This window comes from Enterococcus sp. AZ011 (assembly GCF_050548355.1).
Lineage (GTDB): Bacteria > Bacillota > Bacilli > Lactobacillales > Enterococcaceae > Enterococcus > Enterococcus faecalis.
The window spans coordinates 2,559,081-2,579,190 of the sequence record NZ_CP172959.1; the positions used below are offsets into that span (position 1 = coordinate 2,559,081).

At 39.6% G+C, this 20,110-nt stretch carries 17 protein-coding genes; 1 reads left to right on the forward strand and 16 read right to left on the reverse strand.

From position 1 onward, the window contains the following. The 13 genes from IGL36_RS12345 to IGL36_RS12405 all read right to left on the reverse strand — a co-directional run bounded on the left by IGL36_RS12345 (position 1) and on the right by IGL36_RS12405 (position 17,195). On the reverse strand, positions 1-828 hold the full coding sequence (locus tag IGL36_RS12345) for a Cof-type HAD-IIB family hydrolase (protein WP_002359053.1): 828 nt from the start codon (positions 826-828) through the stop codon (positions 1-3). 24 nt (positions 829-852) lie between these two features. After that, positions 853-4,431: a chromosome segregation protein SMC gene (gene smc / locus IGL36_RS12350; protein WP_002405286.1), complete on the reverse strand. Its 3,579-nt coding sequence runs from the start codon at positions 4,429-4,431 to the stop codon at positions 853-855. Positions 4,432-4,451: 20 nt separating this feature from the next. Continuing rightward, complete coding sequence (rnc, locus tag IGL36_RS12355) at positions 4,452-5,144, reverse strand: ribonuclease III (RefSeq protein WP_002354946.1); 693 nt, start codon at positions 5,142-5,144, stop codon at positions 4,452-4,454. A gap of 329 nt (positions 5,145-5,473) precedes the next feature. Further along, positions 5,474-7,252: an oligopeptide ABC transporter substrate-binding protein Opp2A gene (gene opp2A, locus IGL36_RS12360; RefSeq protein WP_002354945.1), complete on the reverse strand. Its 1,779-nt coding sequence runs from the start codon at positions 7,250-7,252 to the stop codon at positions 5,474-5,476. A 28-nt stretch (positions 7,253-7,280) separates the two neighbouring features. Next, positions 7,281-8,204, reverse strand: a complete 924-nt coding sequence (gene opp2C, locus IGL36_RS12365; protein ID WP_002365358.1) for an oligopeptide ABC transporter permease Opp2C — start codon at positions 8,202-8,204, stop codon at positions 7,281-7,283. Positions 8,205-8,231: 27 nt separating this feature from the next. Further along, positions 8,232-9,194, reverse strand: a complete 963-nt coding sequence (opp2B, locus tag IGL36_RS12370) for an oligopeptide ABC transporter permease Opp2B (RefSeq protein WP_002354943.1) — start codon at positions 9,192-9,194, stop codon at positions 8,232-8,234. Continuing rightward, a complete protein-coding gene (opp2F, locus tag IGL36_RS12375; protein ID WP_002354942.1) occupies positions 9,194-10,138 on the reverse strand; it encodes an oligopeptide ABC transporter ATP-binding protein Opp2F in 945 nt (314 codons plus the stop codon). The genes opp2B and opp2F overlap by 1 nt, the downstream gene beginning before the upstream one ends. Further along, positions 10,138-11,178 (reverse strand): oligopeptide ABC transporter ATP-binding protein Opp2D, encoded by a 1,041-nt coding sequence (gene opp2D / locus IGL36_RS12380; RefSeq protein WP_002367425.1) that lies wholly within the window; start codon positions 11,176-11,178, stop codon positions 10,138-10,140. Before opp2D ends, opp2F begins: the two co-directional genes overlap by 1 nt. Positions 11,179-11,441: 263 nt before the next feature. Then, positions 11,442-11,681 carry an acyl carrier protein gene (acpP, locus tag IGL36_RS12385; RefSeq protein ID WP_002354939.1) on the reverse strand — a complete coding sequence of 80 codons (240 nt, stop codon included), beginning with the start codon at positions 11,679-11,681 and terminating at the stop codon, positions 11,442-11,444. Between the two features lie 136 nt (positions 11,682-11,817). Continuing rightward, on the reverse strand, positions 11,818-12,819 hold the full coding sequence (gene plsX, locus IGL36_RS12390; protein ID WP_002395966.1) for a phosphate acyltransferase PlsX: 1,002 nt from the start codon (positions 12,817-12,819) through the stop codon (positions 11,818-11,820). Between the two features lie 102 nt (positions 12,820-12,921). Further along, on the reverse strand, positions 12,922-14,958 hold the full coding sequence (gene recG, locus IGL36_RS12395; protein ID WP_002398164.1) for an ATP-dependent DNA helicase RecG: 2,037 nt from the start codon (positions 14,956-14,958) through the stop codon (positions 12,922-12,924). A 115-nt stretch (positions 14,959-15,073) separates the two neighbouring features. Then, on the reverse strand, positions 15,074-16,750 hold the full coding sequence (locus tag IGL36_RS12400) for a DAK2 domain-containing protein (RefSeq protein WP_002354936.1): 1,677 nt from the start codon (positions 16,748-16,750) through the stop codon (positions 15,074-15,076). 82 nt (positions 16,751-16,832) lie between these two features. Beyond that, positions 16,833-17,195, reverse strand: a complete 363-nt coding sequence (locus IGL36_RS12405; RefSeq protein ID WP_002354933.1) for an Asp23/Gls24 family envelope stress response protein — start codon at positions 17,193-17,195, stop codon at positions 16,833-16,835. A 273-nt stretch (positions 17,196-17,468) separates the two neighbouring features. Here IGL36_RS12405 and rpmB point away from each other — a divergent pair, with 273 nt between their 5' ends. Further along, positions 17,469-17,657, forward strand: a complete 189-nt coding sequence (gene rpmB / locus IGL36_RS12410) for a 50S ribosomal protein L28 (RefSeq protein ID WP_002354928.1) — start codon at positions 17,469-17,471, stop codon at positions 17,655-17,657. A gap of 102 nt (positions 17,658-17,759) precedes the next feature. On the opposite strand, the gene IGL36_RS12415 is transcribed toward rpmB, so the two are convergent. The 3 genes from IGL36_RS12415 to rsgA are packed head-to-tail and all read right to left on the reverse strand — an operon-like array spanning position 17,760 to position 19,971. Beyond that, the gene (locus tag IGL36_RS12415) at positions 17,760-18,404 is read right to left on the reverse strand and encodes a thiamine diphosphokinase (protein WP_002361010.1); all 645 of its coding nucleotides are present in this window, start codon (positions 18,402-18,404) and stop codon (positions 17,760-17,762) included. Next, positions 18,401-19,054 carry a ribulose-phosphate 3-epimerase gene (gene rpe, locus IGL36_RS12420; RefSeq protein WP_002354925.1) on the reverse strand — a complete coding sequence of 218 codons (654 nt, stop codon included), beginning with the start codon at positions 19,052-19,054 and terminating at the stop codon, positions 18,401-18,403. Before rpe ends, IGL36_RS12415 begins: the two co-directional genes overlap by 4 nt. A 23-nt stretch (positions 19,055-19,077) precedes the next feature. Further along, positions 19,078-19,971, reverse strand: coding sequence for a ribosome small subunit-dependent GTPase A (gene rsgA, locus IGL36_RS12425; protein ID WP_002359046.1), 894 nt, complete (start codon positions 19,969-19,971; stop codon positions 19,078-19,080). Positions 19,972-20,110: the final 139 nt, after the last annotated feature.

Genomic DNA, 20,110 nt, shown 5'->3' on the forward strand with positions numbered 1-20,110 from the left:
TTATTGGCCTCCTTCCAACGGCGTTAAAATATATTTTTCGACCGCTTTGGCAACGCCATCTTGGTCATTCGTGTCTGTGACGACATCTGCGGCTTCTTTAACTAATGGAATCGCATTTGCCATGGCGACACCTAAGCCAGCGTATTCAATCATCGGTAAATCATTTTCTTCGTCCCCTAGGGTCATGATTTCTTCTGCACGGATTCCTAAATCTTTGGCTAACAAGGAAATACCATAGGCTTTCGTAATCCCTTTTGGCATAAATTCTAATAAGTTATTTCGCGTTTTAATAATTTCAAAACGCTCATAAAAAGAGGCTGGAATTTCCTTGATTCGTTCATTTAAATACGCTTCATCAATCGCAACAACAACTTTGTTATAAATTCGATTCGGGGTTAACTCTTCTAATTTGTAGGACTCAAAGGTTAATAATTTGTTTAGAGAACTATAAATTGAAGGATAATTAGGTGCAGAAGGCAGTTGCATCACGACCTCATCAGATAAGACATCAAACGGCATGTTGAGTGTGGTTGCTAATTGGTACAGCTCATGAATCGCTTCCAAGGGCATCAATGTTTTCTCAATAATGGCCCCTGTATCATTTTTTTGAACCAACCCGCCGTTAAAAGTAATGCTATAATCGCCTTCATCTTGTAAACCTAATTCTTCTAAGTAAGGACCAATAGCTGCCAAAGGTCGACCTGTGCAGATAACAACTTTCACGCCTGCTTGTTTCGCAGCCATCAGTGCTTGTTTATTCCGTAAAGAAATCTCTTTTTGGCTATTTAATAATGTTCCATCTAAATCAATAGCAACTAATTTTATCAAACGTTCGCTCCTCCTTGCTTCTGGCTAATTGCTTTTTTCAATTGCGCCACCTTCTTTGACCTCTTCCAAGCGAACTGAAACGATTTTTGAAACCCCAGATTCTTGCATAGTCACGCCATATAAAACATCTGCGGCTTCCATTGTCCCTTTACGATGCGTCACCACAATAAACTGTGTACCATCTTCAAATTCGCTTAAATAATGGCCAAAACGAGCAACGTTGGCTTCATCTAAAGCTGCTTCTACTTCATCTAAAATACAGAACGGAACGGGTCGAACACGAATAATTGAAAAGAGTAACGCAATCGCCGTTAATGCCCGTTCGCCTCCAGACAACAAGCTTAAATGTTGTAATTTTTTCCCTGGTGGTTGCGCCTCAATCTCAATCCCTGTATTCAAGAGATCCTCTGGGTTAGTTAGCACCAGTTCTGCCCGTCCGCCACCAAACATATTAGGGAATACCACTTTGAACTGGCCACGAATTGCTTCAAAGACTTCTTTAAACCGTTCTTTCACTTCTTGGTCCATTTCATCCATGGTTTCAAATAATTGTTCTTTCGCATTTAATAAATCATCACGTTGACTGACTAAAAATTGATGGCGTTCATCGACTTGTTCAAATTGCTCGATGGCACTTAAGTTAACAGGTCCTAACCGCTCAATTTCTTGTTTTAGGCGTTTCACTGTTTGCTGTGCTTGCGCTAAATCATCGATTGGGAAATACGCTTCATAGGCAGCTTCAAAGGTTAAGCTGTATTCTTCCTGTAAGTAACTTAATGAGCTATCTAATTGCATTTCTGCACGATTTTTTAGGACTTCAATTTGTGTTTTATCTGCTAAATACTGTTGTTGGCGTTTGTTTTCTTCCGCTAATTTTGTATCTAACTCGTCTACTTCTTCTTGCAACGCTTGTCGTTGACTACGTGCCGTTTGTAAAGAGGTTTGCAACGCTGTTTGTTTCTCCGCTAATTGAGCGACTTGTGCCGCTAAGCCTTCTTCGGTTAACTGGTGATCGCTAGAATGGCTACTTAATTGTTGTAGCTGTTGACGGATGGCCGTTTCTCGAATCAACAATTCGTCCAATTGTTCTTGTTTATCTTGCTTTTGACGAGCAAAATGGGCACATTGTTCCGCCGCTACTGCTTGTTCTGCTTGAACTGTCGTCAAGCGTTCTTGCGCTTGGGCTTTAAAGGTTTCCATTTGGCTAGCTTCTTGTTCCACTTGTTTCATTTCAGCATCTAAACGTTCTTTCGTTGCCGTTAAGTTTGCTTGTTGCTCTGTCAATGTGGCTTTTTTCGTTTGATATTCGGTTAAGAATTGATGCAATTCCCGTGATTCATATTCAAACAGACGTTTTTCTTTTGTTAAACGAGTAATCGTTTCTGTTTGATTGGCTAATTTATTGTCAATTTCTTGTTGTTTTAAGCGATTTTGTTCACCAGCAGAGCGCAACATTTCTGCACGTTCCGTGGCTGTTTTCACTTCTTGCGAGAGCGCTTGGACTTCTTGTTCCACACTTCTTAGTTGTGTTTCTAATTGAGTCATTTGTTCAGTAATTGTTTGAAGTTCTTGCGCTTGTGAAAATAGGCTTCCTTGGTTGCCACGTTTATTGGCTCCCCCAGTCATCGAACCGCCAGGATTCATCACATCGCCTTCCAATGAGACAACGCGATATTGGTAATTGACTAATTTTGCTAACTGGTTGGCACTCGTTAAATCTGCCGCTAAAATCGTGACGCCTAAGAGATTTTGAATAACGGTTTGTACTTGTTCTGGATAACGAACTAATTCACTGGCAATCCCCACGAAACCCGGTGCACCAGCCAAACGATTCTGAACCATCGCCGATACAGAGCGCGGCTTAATGGTGGTCAATGGTAAAAAGGTTGCTCGGCCACTGTGTTGTTGTTTTAAGAAGGTGATGCCTGCTCGACCATCTTTCTCATTTTCCACAACAATATGTTGCGCCGCACCACCTAAGGCCGTTTCAATCGCCAACGTATATTCTTTAGGCACTTCAATTAACTCAGCCACTGCGCCAACAATCCCAGTTAGTTGGTTTTTGTGACGCAATACAGCTTTCACGCCTTGATAGAAGCCAGCGTAATTTTCTTGAATTTCTTGCAAACTTTTTTGGCGTGCCTTCGCTTGTTGCACTTGATTCATCGCTTGGTACATATCGTTTTGACGCTGTGCTAATCGTTCACGTTTGGCTTCAAGCGTTGCTTTCAACGCAGTGTATTCTTCCAGCTGTTCTTGTAAGCCTTGTTTTGCGACTTTTTGCTCTTTTTCTAGCGTTTCTTTCATTGCAAAAGCTTCAACCATCTGTTCTTCTAGCGCTTCGTGTTTTGCTAGCGATTGTTGATTTTTAGCTGTTTCTTGTTGATATTGTCGTTCTAAATATTTTAAGTCATTGGCTGTATTGGCTTGTTCTTGCATGACTTCCACATACTGACTGCGCAATTCTTCCATTAATTCTTTAGAAGACTTACTATATTTTTCCACATCTTTCGTTGCCAAAGCCAATGCTTCTTTTAACGTCTGACGTTGTGCCGTTTTTTCTGCGATTGCTGTTTCCAGCGTCTGCAATTCTTCTCGATAACGAACAATTTTTTCGGCCGTTTCTGCCAACGTCTCTTCGTATTCGCTTGCCGTTTGGGAGGTGTGTTTGGAACGTTCAATTAAAACATTTTTTTGTCCTTCTGCTTGTTTCAACGCTTCTGTCACTTGTAATAATTGTTGTTGTTCCGTTTCAATTTGTTCATCTAAACGATTGCGCTTGCTTCGTAAACGTACCAATTTGCCTTCTAGGTCATGGACTTGCTTACTTGCGCTAGCTAACTTTTCTTCAATGGCTGTTAATTCTTGCGTTTTCGTTTCCCAAATAGCTTTTGCTTCTTGAATTTCGGTCACAGTTAAATTGACATCAATTTCGGTAAGTTCTTCTTTCAAAGCTAAATACTTTTTGGCCGCATCTGCTTGGGCGGCTAGAGGAACTAATTGGTCTTCCAACTCGTAAATGATATCTTGGACACGGCTTAAGTTGTCCTCGGTTTCGAAAAGCTTTTGTTCAGCCTTTTTCTTCCGTTGTTTGTATTTTAAAACGCCCGCTGCTTCTTCAAAGATCCCACGACGGTCTTCAGGTTTACTATTAAAAATCGCTTCAACTTTCCCTTGTGAAATAATTGAAAAAGATTCTTTGCCTAACCCTGAATCCATAAATAAATCTTGAATGTCTTTTAAACGGCACGCTTGTTTATTAATAAAAAAGTCACTTTCGCCCGTTCGTTTTAAACGACGGGTGACACTAATCTCACTATAATCCAATGCTAAATAATGGTCGCTGTTGTCTAACGTCACGGTAACTTCCGCAATATTTAGCGGCTTACGACCTTCCGAACCGGCAAAGATAATGTCGTTCATTTTGCCACCGCGAAGGTTTTTCGCAGATTGTTCACCTAATACCCAGCGAACGGCTTCCGTGATATTACTTTTCCCACTTCCATTCGGACCAACCACTGCTGTCACATCATCTTCAAATTCAATAATGGTTTTATCTGCAAATGATTTAAATCCTGTAATTTCAATTCGTTTTAAATACACGAATATTGCTCCTTCCAGCCTTACTGAGGAATACTTTTCAGTGCCCGCTCAGCGGCATCCTGTTCAGCTAACTTCTTCGATTTTCCTTGGCCTAACCCAATGAGTTCACCATTCATGTAAACTTCAGTGAAAAAGGTGCGGTCATGAGCAGGGCCTTCTTCTTTAATTAAGCGATATTCAATTGAAACATCGCCTTTGCGTTGTAAAACTTCTTGTAATTGTGTTTTGTGATCCATCTCATGTGAAAAAGCACCGGCATCAATTTTCGGAAAAATAACGTCTTCAATAAATTTCTTGGCTGCGCCAACTTTTTGGTCTAAGTAGAGGGCACCTAAAAAGGCTTCAAATAAGTCACATAATAATGATGCACGTGTTCGTCCGCCCGATGCTTCTTCTCCTTTACCTAATAAAATGTAGTTGTCGAAGTGACATTCTTTCGCAAATTTGGCTAAACTATCTTCCCGAACGATGGCTGCGCGCATCTTCGTTAATTTTCCTTCTGGAAGTTCTGGGAATTTTAAATACAAATATTGTGAAACAATTAATTCTAAAACTGCATCTCCTAAAAATTCAAGACGTTCATTATCGGATAATTTTAAATAGCGATGCTCATTCACATAGGATGAATGAGTAAAAGCTTGCTCTAATAGATTGACATCATGGAAAACAATGCCGTAACGTTCTTTTAACTCTGTTGTTAACTGATTGTCCATTCTCCACATTCCTTTACATTTATTTACACCTTGTTTCATTATACTTTTTTTTTCACTTTTTTTAAATGGTTCTATTCAGAAAAAGCCTGTTATTCACTGTGTTCTCATTATTTTTTAGAAAAAAATAAATAAATAGAGCTGCGACTGAGATAAAAGCGTTTGTTTACGTAAGAGATAGAAAGAGCGTGGGACAAAAATCACTTTGGATTTTTGCGCCACGCTCAAAAACTGATAAACGGCGGGAACAGAAGCAACTCCTCCTTATTTCTCGGAGTTAAACACTTCTGTCCCGACCTCGTTCTATCTCTATTAAATCAGCGGAACGTTGTTTAACGTTTTTCCGCAGTGACACCCACCGTTGCCCATGGATTATCTTTCGTATCAACTGCCCAAGTAAAGTCAACTACACGGTCGTTGACAGGCAAGACTTCATTTCTGTAAAGCGTTGGGATTACAAACGCTTCATCAATGGCATACTCTTGCCAATCGTAGAAGGCTTTTTTACGTTTTTCTTCATCAAATGATGCTTTTGAATCAATCGCATCAAGTAATTTAGTATTTTCTTCTGACTCAAAACGTGTATAGTTAAAGGCTGAGTTTGGACCATATAAGCCGGTTGGTGAAGGATCTGAACCTGTGCCCCACGCGCCTTGATAGATATCTACTTCTGGGTCATCATTTTTCAATTTATCATAGAATGCTTGGAAATCAATTAAGCGTCCTGTTGTATACGTTACGTTTAAGCCAATTTCTTTCCATTGTTGGACATAGTAATCAGCAAGTGGTTGTGCAGTTTCGCCGCCTGACATTGAAGCAAACTTGATTTCTAGTGGTTTGCCTTCTTTGTCTTCGCGAATGCCATCGCCGTCTACGTCTTTATAACCAGCATCGTCTAATAATTTTTTCGCTTTGTCTAAATCAAGCGTATAGCCTTTCGCTTCGCTATCATGCAAGCTCTTGAAGACTGGTGGGATTAACGTTGTTGCCCCTGTTCGTAAGCCATTGTAGAATTTTTGGCCGACTGCATCATTGTCAATTGCATAGCCCATGGCTTGACGTAAGCTTTTATCTGCCATTTTAGCTTTTGGATTGTATTTCACTGTATTGGTTTCTTTGTCAAACGTACCCATTTTAAAGCCAATATACGTGTAGGCTTGTTCGGGACGTCCTAAGATTTGATACCCTTCAGTATCTTTGTATGTTGGATACGTATCTGTTGGCATTGATAATGCAATATCATATTGTTTCGCTTTCATCGCTTCTACAATGCTCGCAGAAGGAACAGATTTGAACACTAATTTATCTAATTTAGGTTTACCACCGTAGTAATGCTCATTTGGTAGGTATTCAACAGATTCACCTGTCACAATATTACTCATGTAGTATGGTCCAATAGTTACAGGGTTTTTACGAACTGCATCGCTTGATTCCATGTCTTTAACAGCAATTCCTTCAAAGGCATGTTTTGGTAAAACTGAGCCCCAAACACCGCCACCTAATTGTTGCATTCCTGGGTGAACTTCTTTATAAGTGATTTTAACTTCTTTATCATTGACTTTTTCTATGCCAGAAATGGTTGGCGATTTACCATCATGGTAGTCTTCCATGCCAACAATATTCGTAAAGTTATCATCATAACGAATCCCTGTATAGTCTTTATGACCAATGACTTCATAAGAGAAAATCACGTCATCTGCCGTCACATCTTTACCGTCAGACCATTTCAAATTGTCACGTAATTTAATGGTTGCTGTATTGGCATCTTCATCTAATTTCAGATCCGCAGGACCCCCATCGACAATCTTAAAGTCTGCATCATTGTTAAATAATGGCTGTACCGTTGGAAGCATGTATTGTGCATCATAGTTGTCTTGATAAAATTCTTGCTGGAAAAGTCCTTGGAATTGTGTATCCATAACTACAGCGACATCTAATGTCCCGCCATCAATTGCTTTTTTATCATTTTTAACAGCGATTGGCATTTTTGAAATGTCTTCTGTTTCCGTTGCTTTATTGCCCCCGCCTTTATTGCCGCCACCACATGCAGCTAACCCGAATACTAACACAGAAGCTAACGTGATTGCACCTAAAATCCGTTTCTTGTTCATCTCTTTTCCTCCCTCATTTTTTGGCTAATTAGCCTAATCGTTGTCGTGCATCTGCTGAGCGCTTAAATGCTTGTCCAACATAGTTTATACTTAACATCAAGACTAAAATTAGAATTGATGCAGGTAACCAAACCCATTGTTTATTGACTAATACATCCCCACTGCTGGCGTAGCCAATTAAGGTTCCTAAACTTGGGACACTTTGTGGTAACCCGAAGCCTAAGAAAGTTAACGTTGTTTCGATCCCGATATTGGCCGCGAAATTAATCGTTAAGTTCGTAATAATTAATGAACTTAAATTCGGCATAATTTCTCGAAACATAATTTTAAAATCGCTTGTTCCCATTGTCTTAGAGGCACTAACGTAATCTCGGCGCCCTTCAGATAACGTTTTACTGCGGAACAACCGCGCTTTTCCCACCCAATAAAACGCACACATAATCCAAATAAAGGACCAGATACTATATTTAGGAATCACGGAAACGAACACAATAATAATTAACATAATTGGCAAAATCATAATAAAATCCACGATACGCATCAAAATATTATCAATCATGCCTCCATAATAACCGGAAATAATCCCTAAACCGACCCCGATAATAGACGTAATAATCGTAATGGCAAAACCGATTAAAATCGAGTTCCTAGCCCCGATAATCAATTGTCCTAAAACATCACGACCCCCTTCATCGGCACCTAAAATGAACTTGGTGCCATTCATTGTAACGGTACCTGGTTCCGCATATTTATCTAAAATACTTACATGCATAACGGCACTTTGGTCTAACACTAACGAACCGATAAAAACGGCTAATAAGATAATGACCAAAAGGATTAAAGAAAACATCGCCATTTTTTCTTTGACGAATTCTCGCGCAATCATCCGAAAGCCCATTGGTGGAATACTTTCTTGTAAGACTTCTTCTCTTTTTTCTTCTGTCAATTCCATTTTTATCACCCTTTCTTCGTGTTTTTTCTACTGAATTCGAATTCTTGGATCAACAATACTCATTACAATATCAGAAATTAAGGTTCCGATAAGGGTTGCCAATCCCAAAATCAACACGAGAGCGGTAATAACGGAATAGTCACGTTGAATGATACTATCAATAAATAATTTTCCAATTCCTGGGAAAGCAAAAATCTTTTCAATAACGACTGATCCGGCAATCAAAGCAGTAATTTCATAACCTAATTGAGAGGCAATTGGTAATGCTGCATTTCTAAAAATGTGTCGATTAAAAATTTTATTCGTTGGCACTCCTTTTGAACGAGCAGTACGAACAAAGTCCATGTTTTTAACATCAATCACTTCACTGCGCAAATATTGAATAGTGACCGCTGTCCCTAGCAACGCTTGAGTGACCCCTGGTAAAATTAAATGCTTCAGTTTATCTAAATAATACGGCCACGTTCCCTCAGCCAAACCAACAGTCACGGTTCCACTCGTTGGGAACCAGTCTAAGCGATACCCAAAAATAAAGAGCATAATCAAGGCAAAGATGAATAATGGCACAGCAAAACTGAAGAAGTTGTAGATAACCACCATTTTGTCAAACCATGAATTTTGGTAACGGCCAGCAATTAAACCGAAAGGAATGGCGATTAAATACGTGATTATAACTGACACAGCGGCCAATGCAATCGTATTCCCCACCCGACCAGCAATGAGCGTGGACACAGGTAATTTAAAGATAAAACTATGCCCAAAATCTCCATGTAAGGCATTGCCAATCCAACGGAAATATTGTTCGTACCAAGGATCATTTAACCCGGCAGCTTCGCGCATGGCTTCAATCACTTTCGGGTCTTGGTTCGGATTAATCAATCCTGTAAACGGATCACCAGGCATCATTTTAGCCAACAGGAAAATCAAGACACTTAAAATAATCACTTGCGGAATCATCAATAACAAACGGCGTAAAATTGTTTTCCACATTATTCAGCACCTCCATTTTTTAACGCTACTTGGTGGGTTGGACTAATCGCATGTAAGTTATAAACCCGCCCATTTTCATCATAATAGTCTTTATGATTTTCCCGATACTCTTGCTCAACTCTTCTTCGTTCTTCTTTGTGAGCTTCTCGGTTCGCTACGTCAATTTTAGGAATTGCTGAAAGTAAGCGTTTGGTATAAATGTGTTGTGGATTAGTGTAAATATCTTGGCGTGTACCGATTTCAACAAAACGGCCTTTGTACATAATGGCAATGTTGTCACACATATGTTTAACTACGCCCAAATCATGGGAAATAAATAAGTAACTTAACCCATATTCCTGTTGAATGTTTTTCATAAAATTCAATACCTGTGCTTGCACAGATAAGTCCAGTGCTGAAACAGGTTCATCTGCAATAATTAATTTGGGGCTGGTAGCCACCGCTCGGGCGACGCCTAAACGTTGGCGTTGTCCACCAGAAAATTCATGAGGATATTTGTACAACGCATCTTCTGGCATCCCCACAATATCCAACAAACTTTTGACTTTTTTCTTTTCTTCTTGGTCACTTAACCGTTCAAAATTTCGAATTGGTTCGGCGATAATATCTAGTACTCGTTTTTTAGGGTTTAAACTTGACATCGAATCTTGGAAAATCATTTGGACATCTTTGTTGTATCCAATCGCTTTTCGACTTCGCGGCTTGGTTACATCTTGTCCTTGATAAATAATTTCACCATTTGTAATTTTTTCTAAACCAATAATTGCTTTTCCTGTCGTTGATTTTCCAGAACCCGATTCACCAACTAACCCATACGTTTTACCTTGTTCAATCATGAAATCCACACCATCAACCGCCAAAACATGATCAGTGATTCGATTGAAGAAGCCGCTGCGAATTGGATAATGAACTTTTAAATCTTTAATTTGAATAATTTCTGTCATTACGCTTCCCCTTCCCCGTCTCTAAAATGAAAATGTTTATAACATGTACAACGAACATAATGATTCGGTGCAACTTCATGTAATGTTGGATTTTCTTCATGTTCCGATGCATCAATCCAAGGAATTCGTGGGGCAAACCGACAACCTTTTCTAGGTAATTTGGTTAACGAAGGAACAATCCCTTCAATCACATGAAGTTCTTCTTCATCTGAATTCTCTTGGGGAATGGACTGAAGTAAGGAACGTGTATATGGATGTTTCGGATGACTAAACAATTCTTCAGCAGTGGCTACTTCTACAAACTGACCCGCATACATAACCGCTACACGATCAGCCATTTCCGCAACTACACCTAAGTCATGGGTAATTAAAATAATGCCGCTCCCTGTTTCTTCTTGTAAATCTTTTAACAAATCGAGAATTTGTGCCTGAATGGTAACGTCTAAGGCCGTTGTTGGTTCATCTGCAATTAAAATCGGTGGTTTACACGCGATTGCAATGGCGATAATTACCCGTTGACGCATGCCGCCAGACAATTCATGAGGATACTGTTTCCCGACACGCTCTGGGTTGGGAATCCCCACTTGATCTAACAGTTCAATGGCCCGTGCTTGTTTTTGTTGTGCGGTCATTTTGGTATGATACGTGAGACTTTCTTTAATTTGGTCTTCAATTCGCATGAGCGGATTCAGTGCAGACAACGGATCTTGGAAAATCATCCCAATATCGTTTCCTCTGACTTTGTTGTACAGTGTTTCATTAAACGTAGTTAAGTTTAAATTGTTGTATAAAATTTCCCCAGTAATTTTGGTATGATTGGGATCATGTAAGCCCATAATCGTTGTTGCTAAGGTACTTTTTCCACAACCAGATTCTCCGACGATTGCCAGAATCTCATTTTTCTTCAATTCAAATGAAACATCATCGACGGCATTATAATAATCATCTTTGATTCTAAATGCTGTTTCTAATCCTGAAACCTCTAGTAATTGTTCATTTCCTTGCATCCATACGCACCCCTTACGTCCTTTCAAAAACATTATATAAATTAACTAATATTTAATGATAGCACTTTCTAATTTTTATCAATGTTAATTTACAGCTCATTGTTTTTTCATAATTTTATAGAATTATTCCATAAAAAGCAAGATAAAATAACTTTTTTCGCAGTTATTTTTTTACATGTATGATTTTTTTTACAAAAATATGTGTAAAAATAGCCTTATTGCTTAATAAAATAACCATTATGTACGCAAAAAAAGTCGATTAACAGGAATGTTAATCGACTTTGTCTTATTATTTTTTATGAATTACTCACAATATAATCTACAGCGGCACCAACTGTTTCAATTTTTTCTGCATCTTCATCTGAAATCTCTGTTCCAAATTCATCTTCAAGTTCTAAAACAAACTCCATTACGCTAATTGAGTCAGCGTTCAAATCATCTTTAATGTTTAATTGATCTGTTACTTGATCCGCTTCAATATCAAAGTGGTTTGAGATAATCTTCGCTACTTTTTGAAGTACTTCTTCACGAGTCAACTGTATTCACCTCCACTGCTTTTGAAAAAAGGTTCTTTCTTTTACTAAAACGCTAAGATACATTGTACTCACAATTTGGGTATTTGTCCATCTTTTTTTCATTTGAGTAACAAACTGATGTCAAGACAATTGCAAATTACTCTACTTTGCCTTCATAATATTCCACTAATTGTGGGACAACTTGGGTTTCTAACATTGTATGAATTTGACGAATGGTGTAGCGGACGGCATCAGGACCCGTGGCCCCATGCGTTTTAATGACTGGCGCTTTTAAGCCAAATAAAACCGCCCCCCCATGTTTTGAGTAGTCCATTTCGTCTTTCATGCCACGCAACGCATTCTTTAATAATAAGGCGCCCATTTTTCCTTTGACACCTTCAGAAAGAATCGCTGTTTTCAGCAAGCTCATCATGTTCATAGCTGTGCCTTCGATGGATTTTAAAACGGCATTCCCTGTGAAGCCATCTGTCACCACCACGTCAGCTACGCCATTTAATAATTCTCGTGCTTCAACGTTTCCGACAAAATTAATCGTTTCATCTGCTGCTAACAATTCGAAGGCTTTTTTCGTTAATTCACTGCCCTTTGTTTCCTCAGTTCCGTTATTTAATAGACCAACACGAGGATTCTGAACGTTCCGAACTTTTTCAGCATAGAATGAACCTAAAACGGCATACTGAACCAAATGTTCTGGTTTATTGTCTGCATTGGCTCCTAAATCTAACATGTCAAACCCTTTGTCTGGTTCTCCCATGACAGGTAAAGTTGACATCAAACCGGGACGTTCCACATTTTTGATGCGGCCGACAATGAACAGACCCGCTGCTAATAGCGCTCCGGTGTTGCCTGCAGAAAAAATCGCATCGGCTTCCCCATTTTTAACTGCTTGCGCTGCTAAAACCATGGAAGCAGTTTTCTTACGACGGATTGCTTTAACTGGCTCATCGTCACTAGCAATTTTTTCATCGGTATGAATAATCGTAATGTTTTTTTCATCGGTGATGTATTTTTTTATTTCGGCTTCTTTTCCATATAATTGAAATTCAATGTCTGGGAAGTCTTGTTTGGCTAGCATAACCCCTTCAACAATTGCTTGTGGGGCGTTATCTCCACCCATTGCATCTACAGCAATTTTCATGAGTGATTCCCTCCTACTTTTTTGTTTCCTAACAAGTATAACATATTTTTTTCAAAGAAATACGCATTGGCTTTTACTTTCTGGCTTCAAAAATTACCTCTTCTAATCGAAAAATTGGACCGCCTCATCTTGGGGTTTCACTCGATTGGCTAAGCCTTGATAAGCAGGATATTGCCACCACTCTTTCACTTTCCATAGGGCACTTGCTTCTTGGCGCGCAACTTCTAAAATGTTAAAGTCCGTCACGATATCTCCTACCGCAAATTGAGGCACCCCTGATTGCCGTGCACCGAACACTTCCCCAGGTCCGCGAAGTTCCAAATCACGCTCACTCAAGACAAAACCATTGGTGGTTTCTGTCATGATTTTCATACGCTCAACGCCCATTTCATTTTTCGGATTGGCTACTAAAATACAATAAGAAGCACTGGAGCCACGCCCCACACGGCCCCGTAACTGATGTAACTGTGCTAACCCAAACCGGTCCGCATCCATAATTAACATCACCGTGGCATTTGGTACATTCACGCCAACTTCAATAACTGTGGTAGAAACCAATAATTGTAGCTGATTGTCTTTGAACTCCTGCATAATGTCATCTTTTTCTTGGTTTTTCATTTTACCGTGTAGCAATCCCACTTGATATCTTGGGGAATAAAAGCTTTGCATATGTTCAAAAATTTCTGTTGCGTTTTTCACATCTAAGGCTTCTGATTCTTCAATCAAGGGACAAATAATATAGGCCTGATGTCCTCGAGCTAGCTCTTTTTCCATCCATTCTAAAACAGTATCTAACTGCGGCGGCCGAATCCAACGTGTTTCGATTGGAATCCGTCCAGCTGGCATTTCATCAATGATTGATACATCCATTTCGCCATAGGCTGTAATGGCCAGCGTTCGAGGAATCGGAGTGGCCGTCATAAATAAAACATCTGGTTTTAAGCCTTTTTCTCTTAATATTTTTCTCTGATTCACACCAAAACGATGTTGCTCATCGGTGATTACCAAACCTAATTGATGGAAACTGACATCTTGTTGTATCAAAGCATGGGTTCCTACCACAATGTCAATCTCGCCATTGGCCAGTTCTTCGAGAATTAGACGACGTTCTTTCGTTTTGGTGGAACCTGTTAATAAGGCCGTTCGCACTTCTAATGGATCAAACAACTGCTGTAAGCTTTCCATGTGTTGTTGCGCTAAAATTTCAGTTGGAACCATCAACGCTCCTTGAAAGCCAGCGGTCATGGTGGCGTATAGCGCAATCGCAGCCACTACCGTTTTCCCACTCCCCACGTCACCTTGAAGCAATCGTTGCATATGCTTCGGACTTCGCAAGTCTCGACAAATTTCATTGGTCACTTTTTTTTGGGCGCCTGTCAATTCAAACGGCAGTCCTTGGGTGAACGTTTTTAAGCGATCCACGTCATATTGAATGGCTAAACCATTTTTTTCCGCTTTTTCTTGTTTCTTCAGTCCTTGCATTTTAAGTTGGAAAAGGAAAAACTCTTCAAAGACTACTCGCCGTTTGGCTTGATGGCTTTCTTCTGGATTACTGGGAAAATGCATCGCCCACATTGCTTCTTTTCTAGGCATCAAGCGGTACTTTTCTAATAAATCATTCGGTAAAATCTCTTCAATCAGCGAACCATACTCTTCAAAAGCAGTGCGGATTAACTGAACCAACGTGCTTTGGCGGACTTTTTTATTCACATGATAAATGGGGGCGAAATCTTCATTGTCTCCTTTAGAAGCTAAGATTTTCATGCCATTTAATGATTTTCTCTTGGCATCCCACTTGCCATAAACAGCAATTTCTTCGGAAAGAACTACTTTGTCTTTTAAAAAAGGTTGATTGAAGAAGGAAACATTAATGACCGCATGTTCTTGCATCATTCGAAACGTTAACCGGCTCTTCTTATAACCGTACCGACTAACGACTGCTTCCGAAACCACTAGCCCTTTTAGCGTAACTTTTTCCTGATCCTGAATCTCGCTTAAATCCTTTTCTTGGATATCATCGTAGCGGAAGGGATAATACGTCAATAAGTCTTCAATTGTAACAATCCCCAGTTCTTGTAAATTTTCAGCACGTTTTGGGCCAACACCGGGCAATACGCTGACTAAATCTGTGATGTCCATAAAATCCCCTCCTCATTAATATACGCAAAAAAATGGATCATTCATTAAATAGGCTGGTTCATTAGCCCTAACTAATGAACCAGCCTATTCGTTTTTATTTTTTCATCACGAAAACCTATTCTGCTGAGAATAAGTATGGATATACAGGTTGTCCACCTTCATGAAGTTCTGTTTCTAGTTCATCGTTTTCAGAAACTAAAATAGCAATTAGCTTTTCAGCTTCTTCAACCGAGCCATCTTCGCCGACAATAATTGTCACGATTTCAGTGTCTTCATCAATCATGCGGTTCAACGTGTCTAATGATGCATTAAAACGATCTGCTTCAGAAACGACGATTTTACCATCAATCATTCCTAAGAAGTCATCTTTTTTAATTTCAACGTCATCAATGGTTGTGTCACGAACAGCTGTGGTTACTTGACCACTCACAACGCTGTCTAACATTTCCGTCATACTTGCTTTGTTTTCTTCTAATGATTGTTGATCATTGAAAGCTAACATTGCTGTCATTCCTTGAGAAATGGTTTTAGATGGAACAACCGCTACTGGTACATCGGCAACTTCTGCTGCTTGATCAGCTGCCATAAAGATGTTTTTGTTATTTGGTAAGATAATGACTTGCTCTGCATTCACTTCTTTGACTGCTTTTAAAATATCTTCCGTACTTGGGTTCATTGTTTGGCCACCACTAATAATGTAGCTTGCACCTAAACTTCGGAATAATTCTTGAACGCCTTCACCGGCTGCAATAGCAATCACAGCAAACGGTACGCGAACTTTTTCAGTCAACGCTTCTTGCTGAGCATCGCGTTCAACTAACGTTTCATGTTGTAAACGCATATTGTCTACTTTTATTTTTACTAACGAACCAAATTTTTGGCCGTAGTTCATCACTTCACCTGGATGCTCAGTGTGTACGTGAACTTTGATAATTTCGTCATCGTTAACGACTAATAGAGAATCGCCTAGTTCATTTAAGTAGTTTCTGAATGTTTCATAATCAAAAGCGCTGTCCACGGTTGGGCCTTCGCCGATACGAACCATAATTTCTGTACAATAGCCAAATTTAATGTCTTCTGTCGCAACGTGACCACTAACACCACGATGATGTTCAGCATTAACCATTTCGTCCATTTCGGCAGGACTTGGTTCATACGTTTCAGTTGGTAAAAATTCACCACTAAGCGCTTCTAAAAATCCTTCATAGATAAATAGTAGTCCTTGACCCCCACTATCTACAACGCCGACTTCTTTTAGGACAGGTAATAAATCAGGTGTTTTCGCTAAGGCACGTTTAGCACCTGCTACAACAGCTGTCATAACTTCGATACAGTCATCTGTTTCTTTCGCTTTACGTTCACCAGAACGCGCCGCTTCACGAGAAACAGTTAAGATTGTTCCTTCAACGGGTTTCATCACTGCTTTATACGCTGTTTCTACACCATGTGTAAAGGCAGCGGCCAAGTCTTTGGCATTTAATGTTGTAACCTCAGGAATTTGTTTTGAGAAGCCGCGGAATAATTGAGATAAAATAACCCCAGAATTTCCACGAGCACCCATTAATAACCCTTTGGATAACGCACCTGCTAATTCTCCTACTTTTTCAGAGCGAGAATCGGCCACAGCCTTTGCACCACTGGTCATTGATAAGTTCATATTTGTTCCTGTATCACCATCGGGTACAGGGAAAACGTTTAATGAGTTGACATATTCTGCATTTGTGTGCAGACGAGTCGCACCTGCCTGGACCATTTCCTGGAACTGACCTGCGCTGATTTCTGTTACATTCACCTAAAAAATCCTCCTTCAGATTTACCGCTAACGGCAACACACGACTTCCTTGTGCAATTGCATCGTTGACAGTACACTACCTCTAATCCGGTAATACACGAACTCCTTGAACAAAAACGTTAACTGAATTCGCAGTGACACCTAATAATGTTTCAAGATTATATTTTACTTTTTCTTGGACGTTACGAGAAACTTCAGAAATTTTTGTACCATAACTAACAATCGTGTAGACATCCACTGCGATTCCGTTGTCTTCTTGACGAACAACGACACCACGTGAGTAATTCTCACGACGTAAAATATCGTTTAAGTTATCTTTAATTTGATTTTTGCTTGCCATTCCGACAATTCCGTAAATATCTGTCGCAGCTCCGCCAACTACTGTAGCGATCACATCATTGGTAATCTCAATGGTACCTGCGGGTGTTTGAATTTTTACAGCCATTGATGAAAGCCTCCTTATAAGAGCACATTCGCCCTATTTTCTTCCATAACATTTTATCATATCCAGCCTTTAATTAAAAGGAAGTTCGTCAGATATTTTCATTCTTCCACTTCTAAGTGAACATTCTAGCAAGATTTCAATTTACTCTTTTTGATTGCTAAAGTCAAATCATAGAAAAAAATCTTCTTGCAAATCAGTGCCTAATATGATAAATTAATTTAGTATGAGCTGAATATTATCGCTCCAAGATCAAGGCAAAGGAGGAAACTTAAAATGGCAAAAGTATGTTACTTCACTGGTCGTAAGACTTCAAGTGGTAATAACCGTTCACATGCGATGAACTCAACAAAACGCACTGTGAAACCTAACTTACAAAAAGTTCGCGTATTAATCGATGGTAAACCTAAAAAAGTTTGGGTGTCAACTCGTGCTTTGAAATCTGGTAAAATCGAACGTGTTTAATAAACTTAAATAAGCAAAGCTGGACGTTCGTTGTTCGGCTTTTTTTATTGCATAAAAAAAGAGGTTGGACCTTCATCGCATTGATGAAGGTCCAACCTCTTTTTACTTGTCTTTACTTTGAATAACCGCAATCATCCCTGCATCGAAGGAAAAAGCAGCGGCTTCTTCGATAAATTCATTACTTGCATACGATGTTGGGTAAGGAACATCTTGATTGGTTAATAAATATTTACTGCGTCGTAGCGTCAAGTTTTCTACAGGCGTCAAACAGCAGTATGCCAGATATTCTTTATCTGGCTCTTTTGGTACGATATACGAACCAGGGGCGTAATACTGGATGCTATTTTGACGATCGCATAGACGGATTTGACGAAGTACGCCTTGAAATCGTGGTTCAAAGGGTAACCAAAGATTGGCTAACAGGTGGTCAATTCTGCCCCCTGTCGCACCGATAATCGTCATCTCTGCTTGTGGAAATCGTTGTAAAGCTTCTTGAAGCGCTAATTGTGTATCTGTATCATCTTTTTCAGCAGGTGCTTGAATGAGTGTTTCGGCAGTTTCTTGGACAAAATGGTATTCTTCTCGTGATAATGAATCAAAATCGCCCACCGCTAATTGTAACGGTAAATCGGCCTCTAATAAATGGAGACAGCCGCGATCAATACCTACGAAATAATCATACGTAGCTGGTTCAATGGTTGGCCAATCACTTGGATTGCCGCCAGCTACCAGTAAGACACGACTCATTTGTCTAGCACTGCTCTCAGTGCATCGATTCGTTCTTGAGGATTTTCAGCATTATAAATGTAGGAGCCTGCAACAAACACTTCTGCACCGGCTTCTTTGCAGCGTGCGGCAGTTTCAGGAACAATCCCGCCATCGACTTCAATTTCATAGGTGTATCCTTTTGTTTCTTTCCATTCTTTTAATTGAGCAATTTTTTCTAGTGAGTTTTCAATAAATGATTGTCCGCCAAAGCCTGGATTGACAGTCATTACCAAGACTTGATCTGCCAAATCTAATACATTTTCGATCATCGAAAGTGGTGTCCCAGGATTGATGGTTACGCCAGCTTTCACACCCGCATTTTTAATCATTTGTAAGGCACGATGAATATGGGGTGTTGCTTCTTGATGGACGGTAATAATATCCGCACCGGCTTCCGCAAAGGCATTGATATAATTTTCAGGTTGTACAATCATCAAATGAACATCCAATGGTAGTTTTGTCACTGGACGAATCGCTGAAACGATATTCGGTCCTAAGGTAATGTTGGGCACAAATTGACCGTCCATGACATCAACATGAATATAATCTGCTCCTAATTCTTCTACTAAACGGATATCTCTTTCTAAATTGGCAAAATCGGCACTTAAAATGGATGGTGCTAGTTTCATTTGGCTCGCTCCCTTTATATTTGCTATGATTTTTTCTTATAAACAGGTCGTCGATTCTCGATTTCCATTAAAAACTGTAAATAATTTTCGTAACGACTCGTCGCAATGGTTCCCGCTTCCACTTGACGTTTCACTTCACAACCAGGTTCTTTGTGGTGCATACATTCACGAAACTTACAGTGAGAGGCCGCGGCAACAAATTCAGGAAATTGCTTTGGTAATTCCACTGCTTCCATCTCCAAGAAATCGATGGCACTAAATCCTGGTGTATCAGCAACCAAACCGTCGTATAACGGAATCAATTCCACGTGACGGGTCGTATGTTTGCCCCGTCCTAAAGATTGGGAAATTTCCGCAGTTGCTAGTTGTAATTCTGGTGAAATTTGATTCAACAATGTTGATTTTCCAGCGCCTGATTGTCCCATAAAAACAGTCAACCGTTCTGGGAAAAAGCGTTCTAATTCTTTGGTGGCTTCTACGTCTTCCGAAGCGATTACCGCATAACCTAACGCTTCATAAATCTGTTTAATTTCAGTGACTTCTTGACGTTGCGGCTCATCTAATAGATCAACTTTCGTTAAATAAATAACTGGTTCTATATCCTTATACTCTAAGCTGACTAAGAAACGATCCAACAAATTAAACGAAAAATTTGGCGAAACCATACTCATGACAACCACACCTAGATCCACATTTGCAACAGGCGGGCGCACTAATTCATTTCGTCTTGGTAAAATTTCCAACACATAACCATCTGTTAAATTATCGCTTTCAAAAAGCACTTCATCTCCCACGAGTGGCGTAATTTTTCGATTACGAAAATTCCCTCGCGCTCTTGTTTGATATGTTTCTCCATCTGCGTATACATAATAAAAACCGCTTAACGCTTTTCTGATTTGACCTTTCAGATAAACCACTCCTAACTACTTTCGAATATACAGGATAGTGGCAGAGAAATCAAGGGAGCCTCTCGATTCTATTAATTAAAAAGAGCCTAGGACATAAGTCGAAATGACTTACCTTCCTAGACCTAAATCTTAAGATAAATGGCGAGAC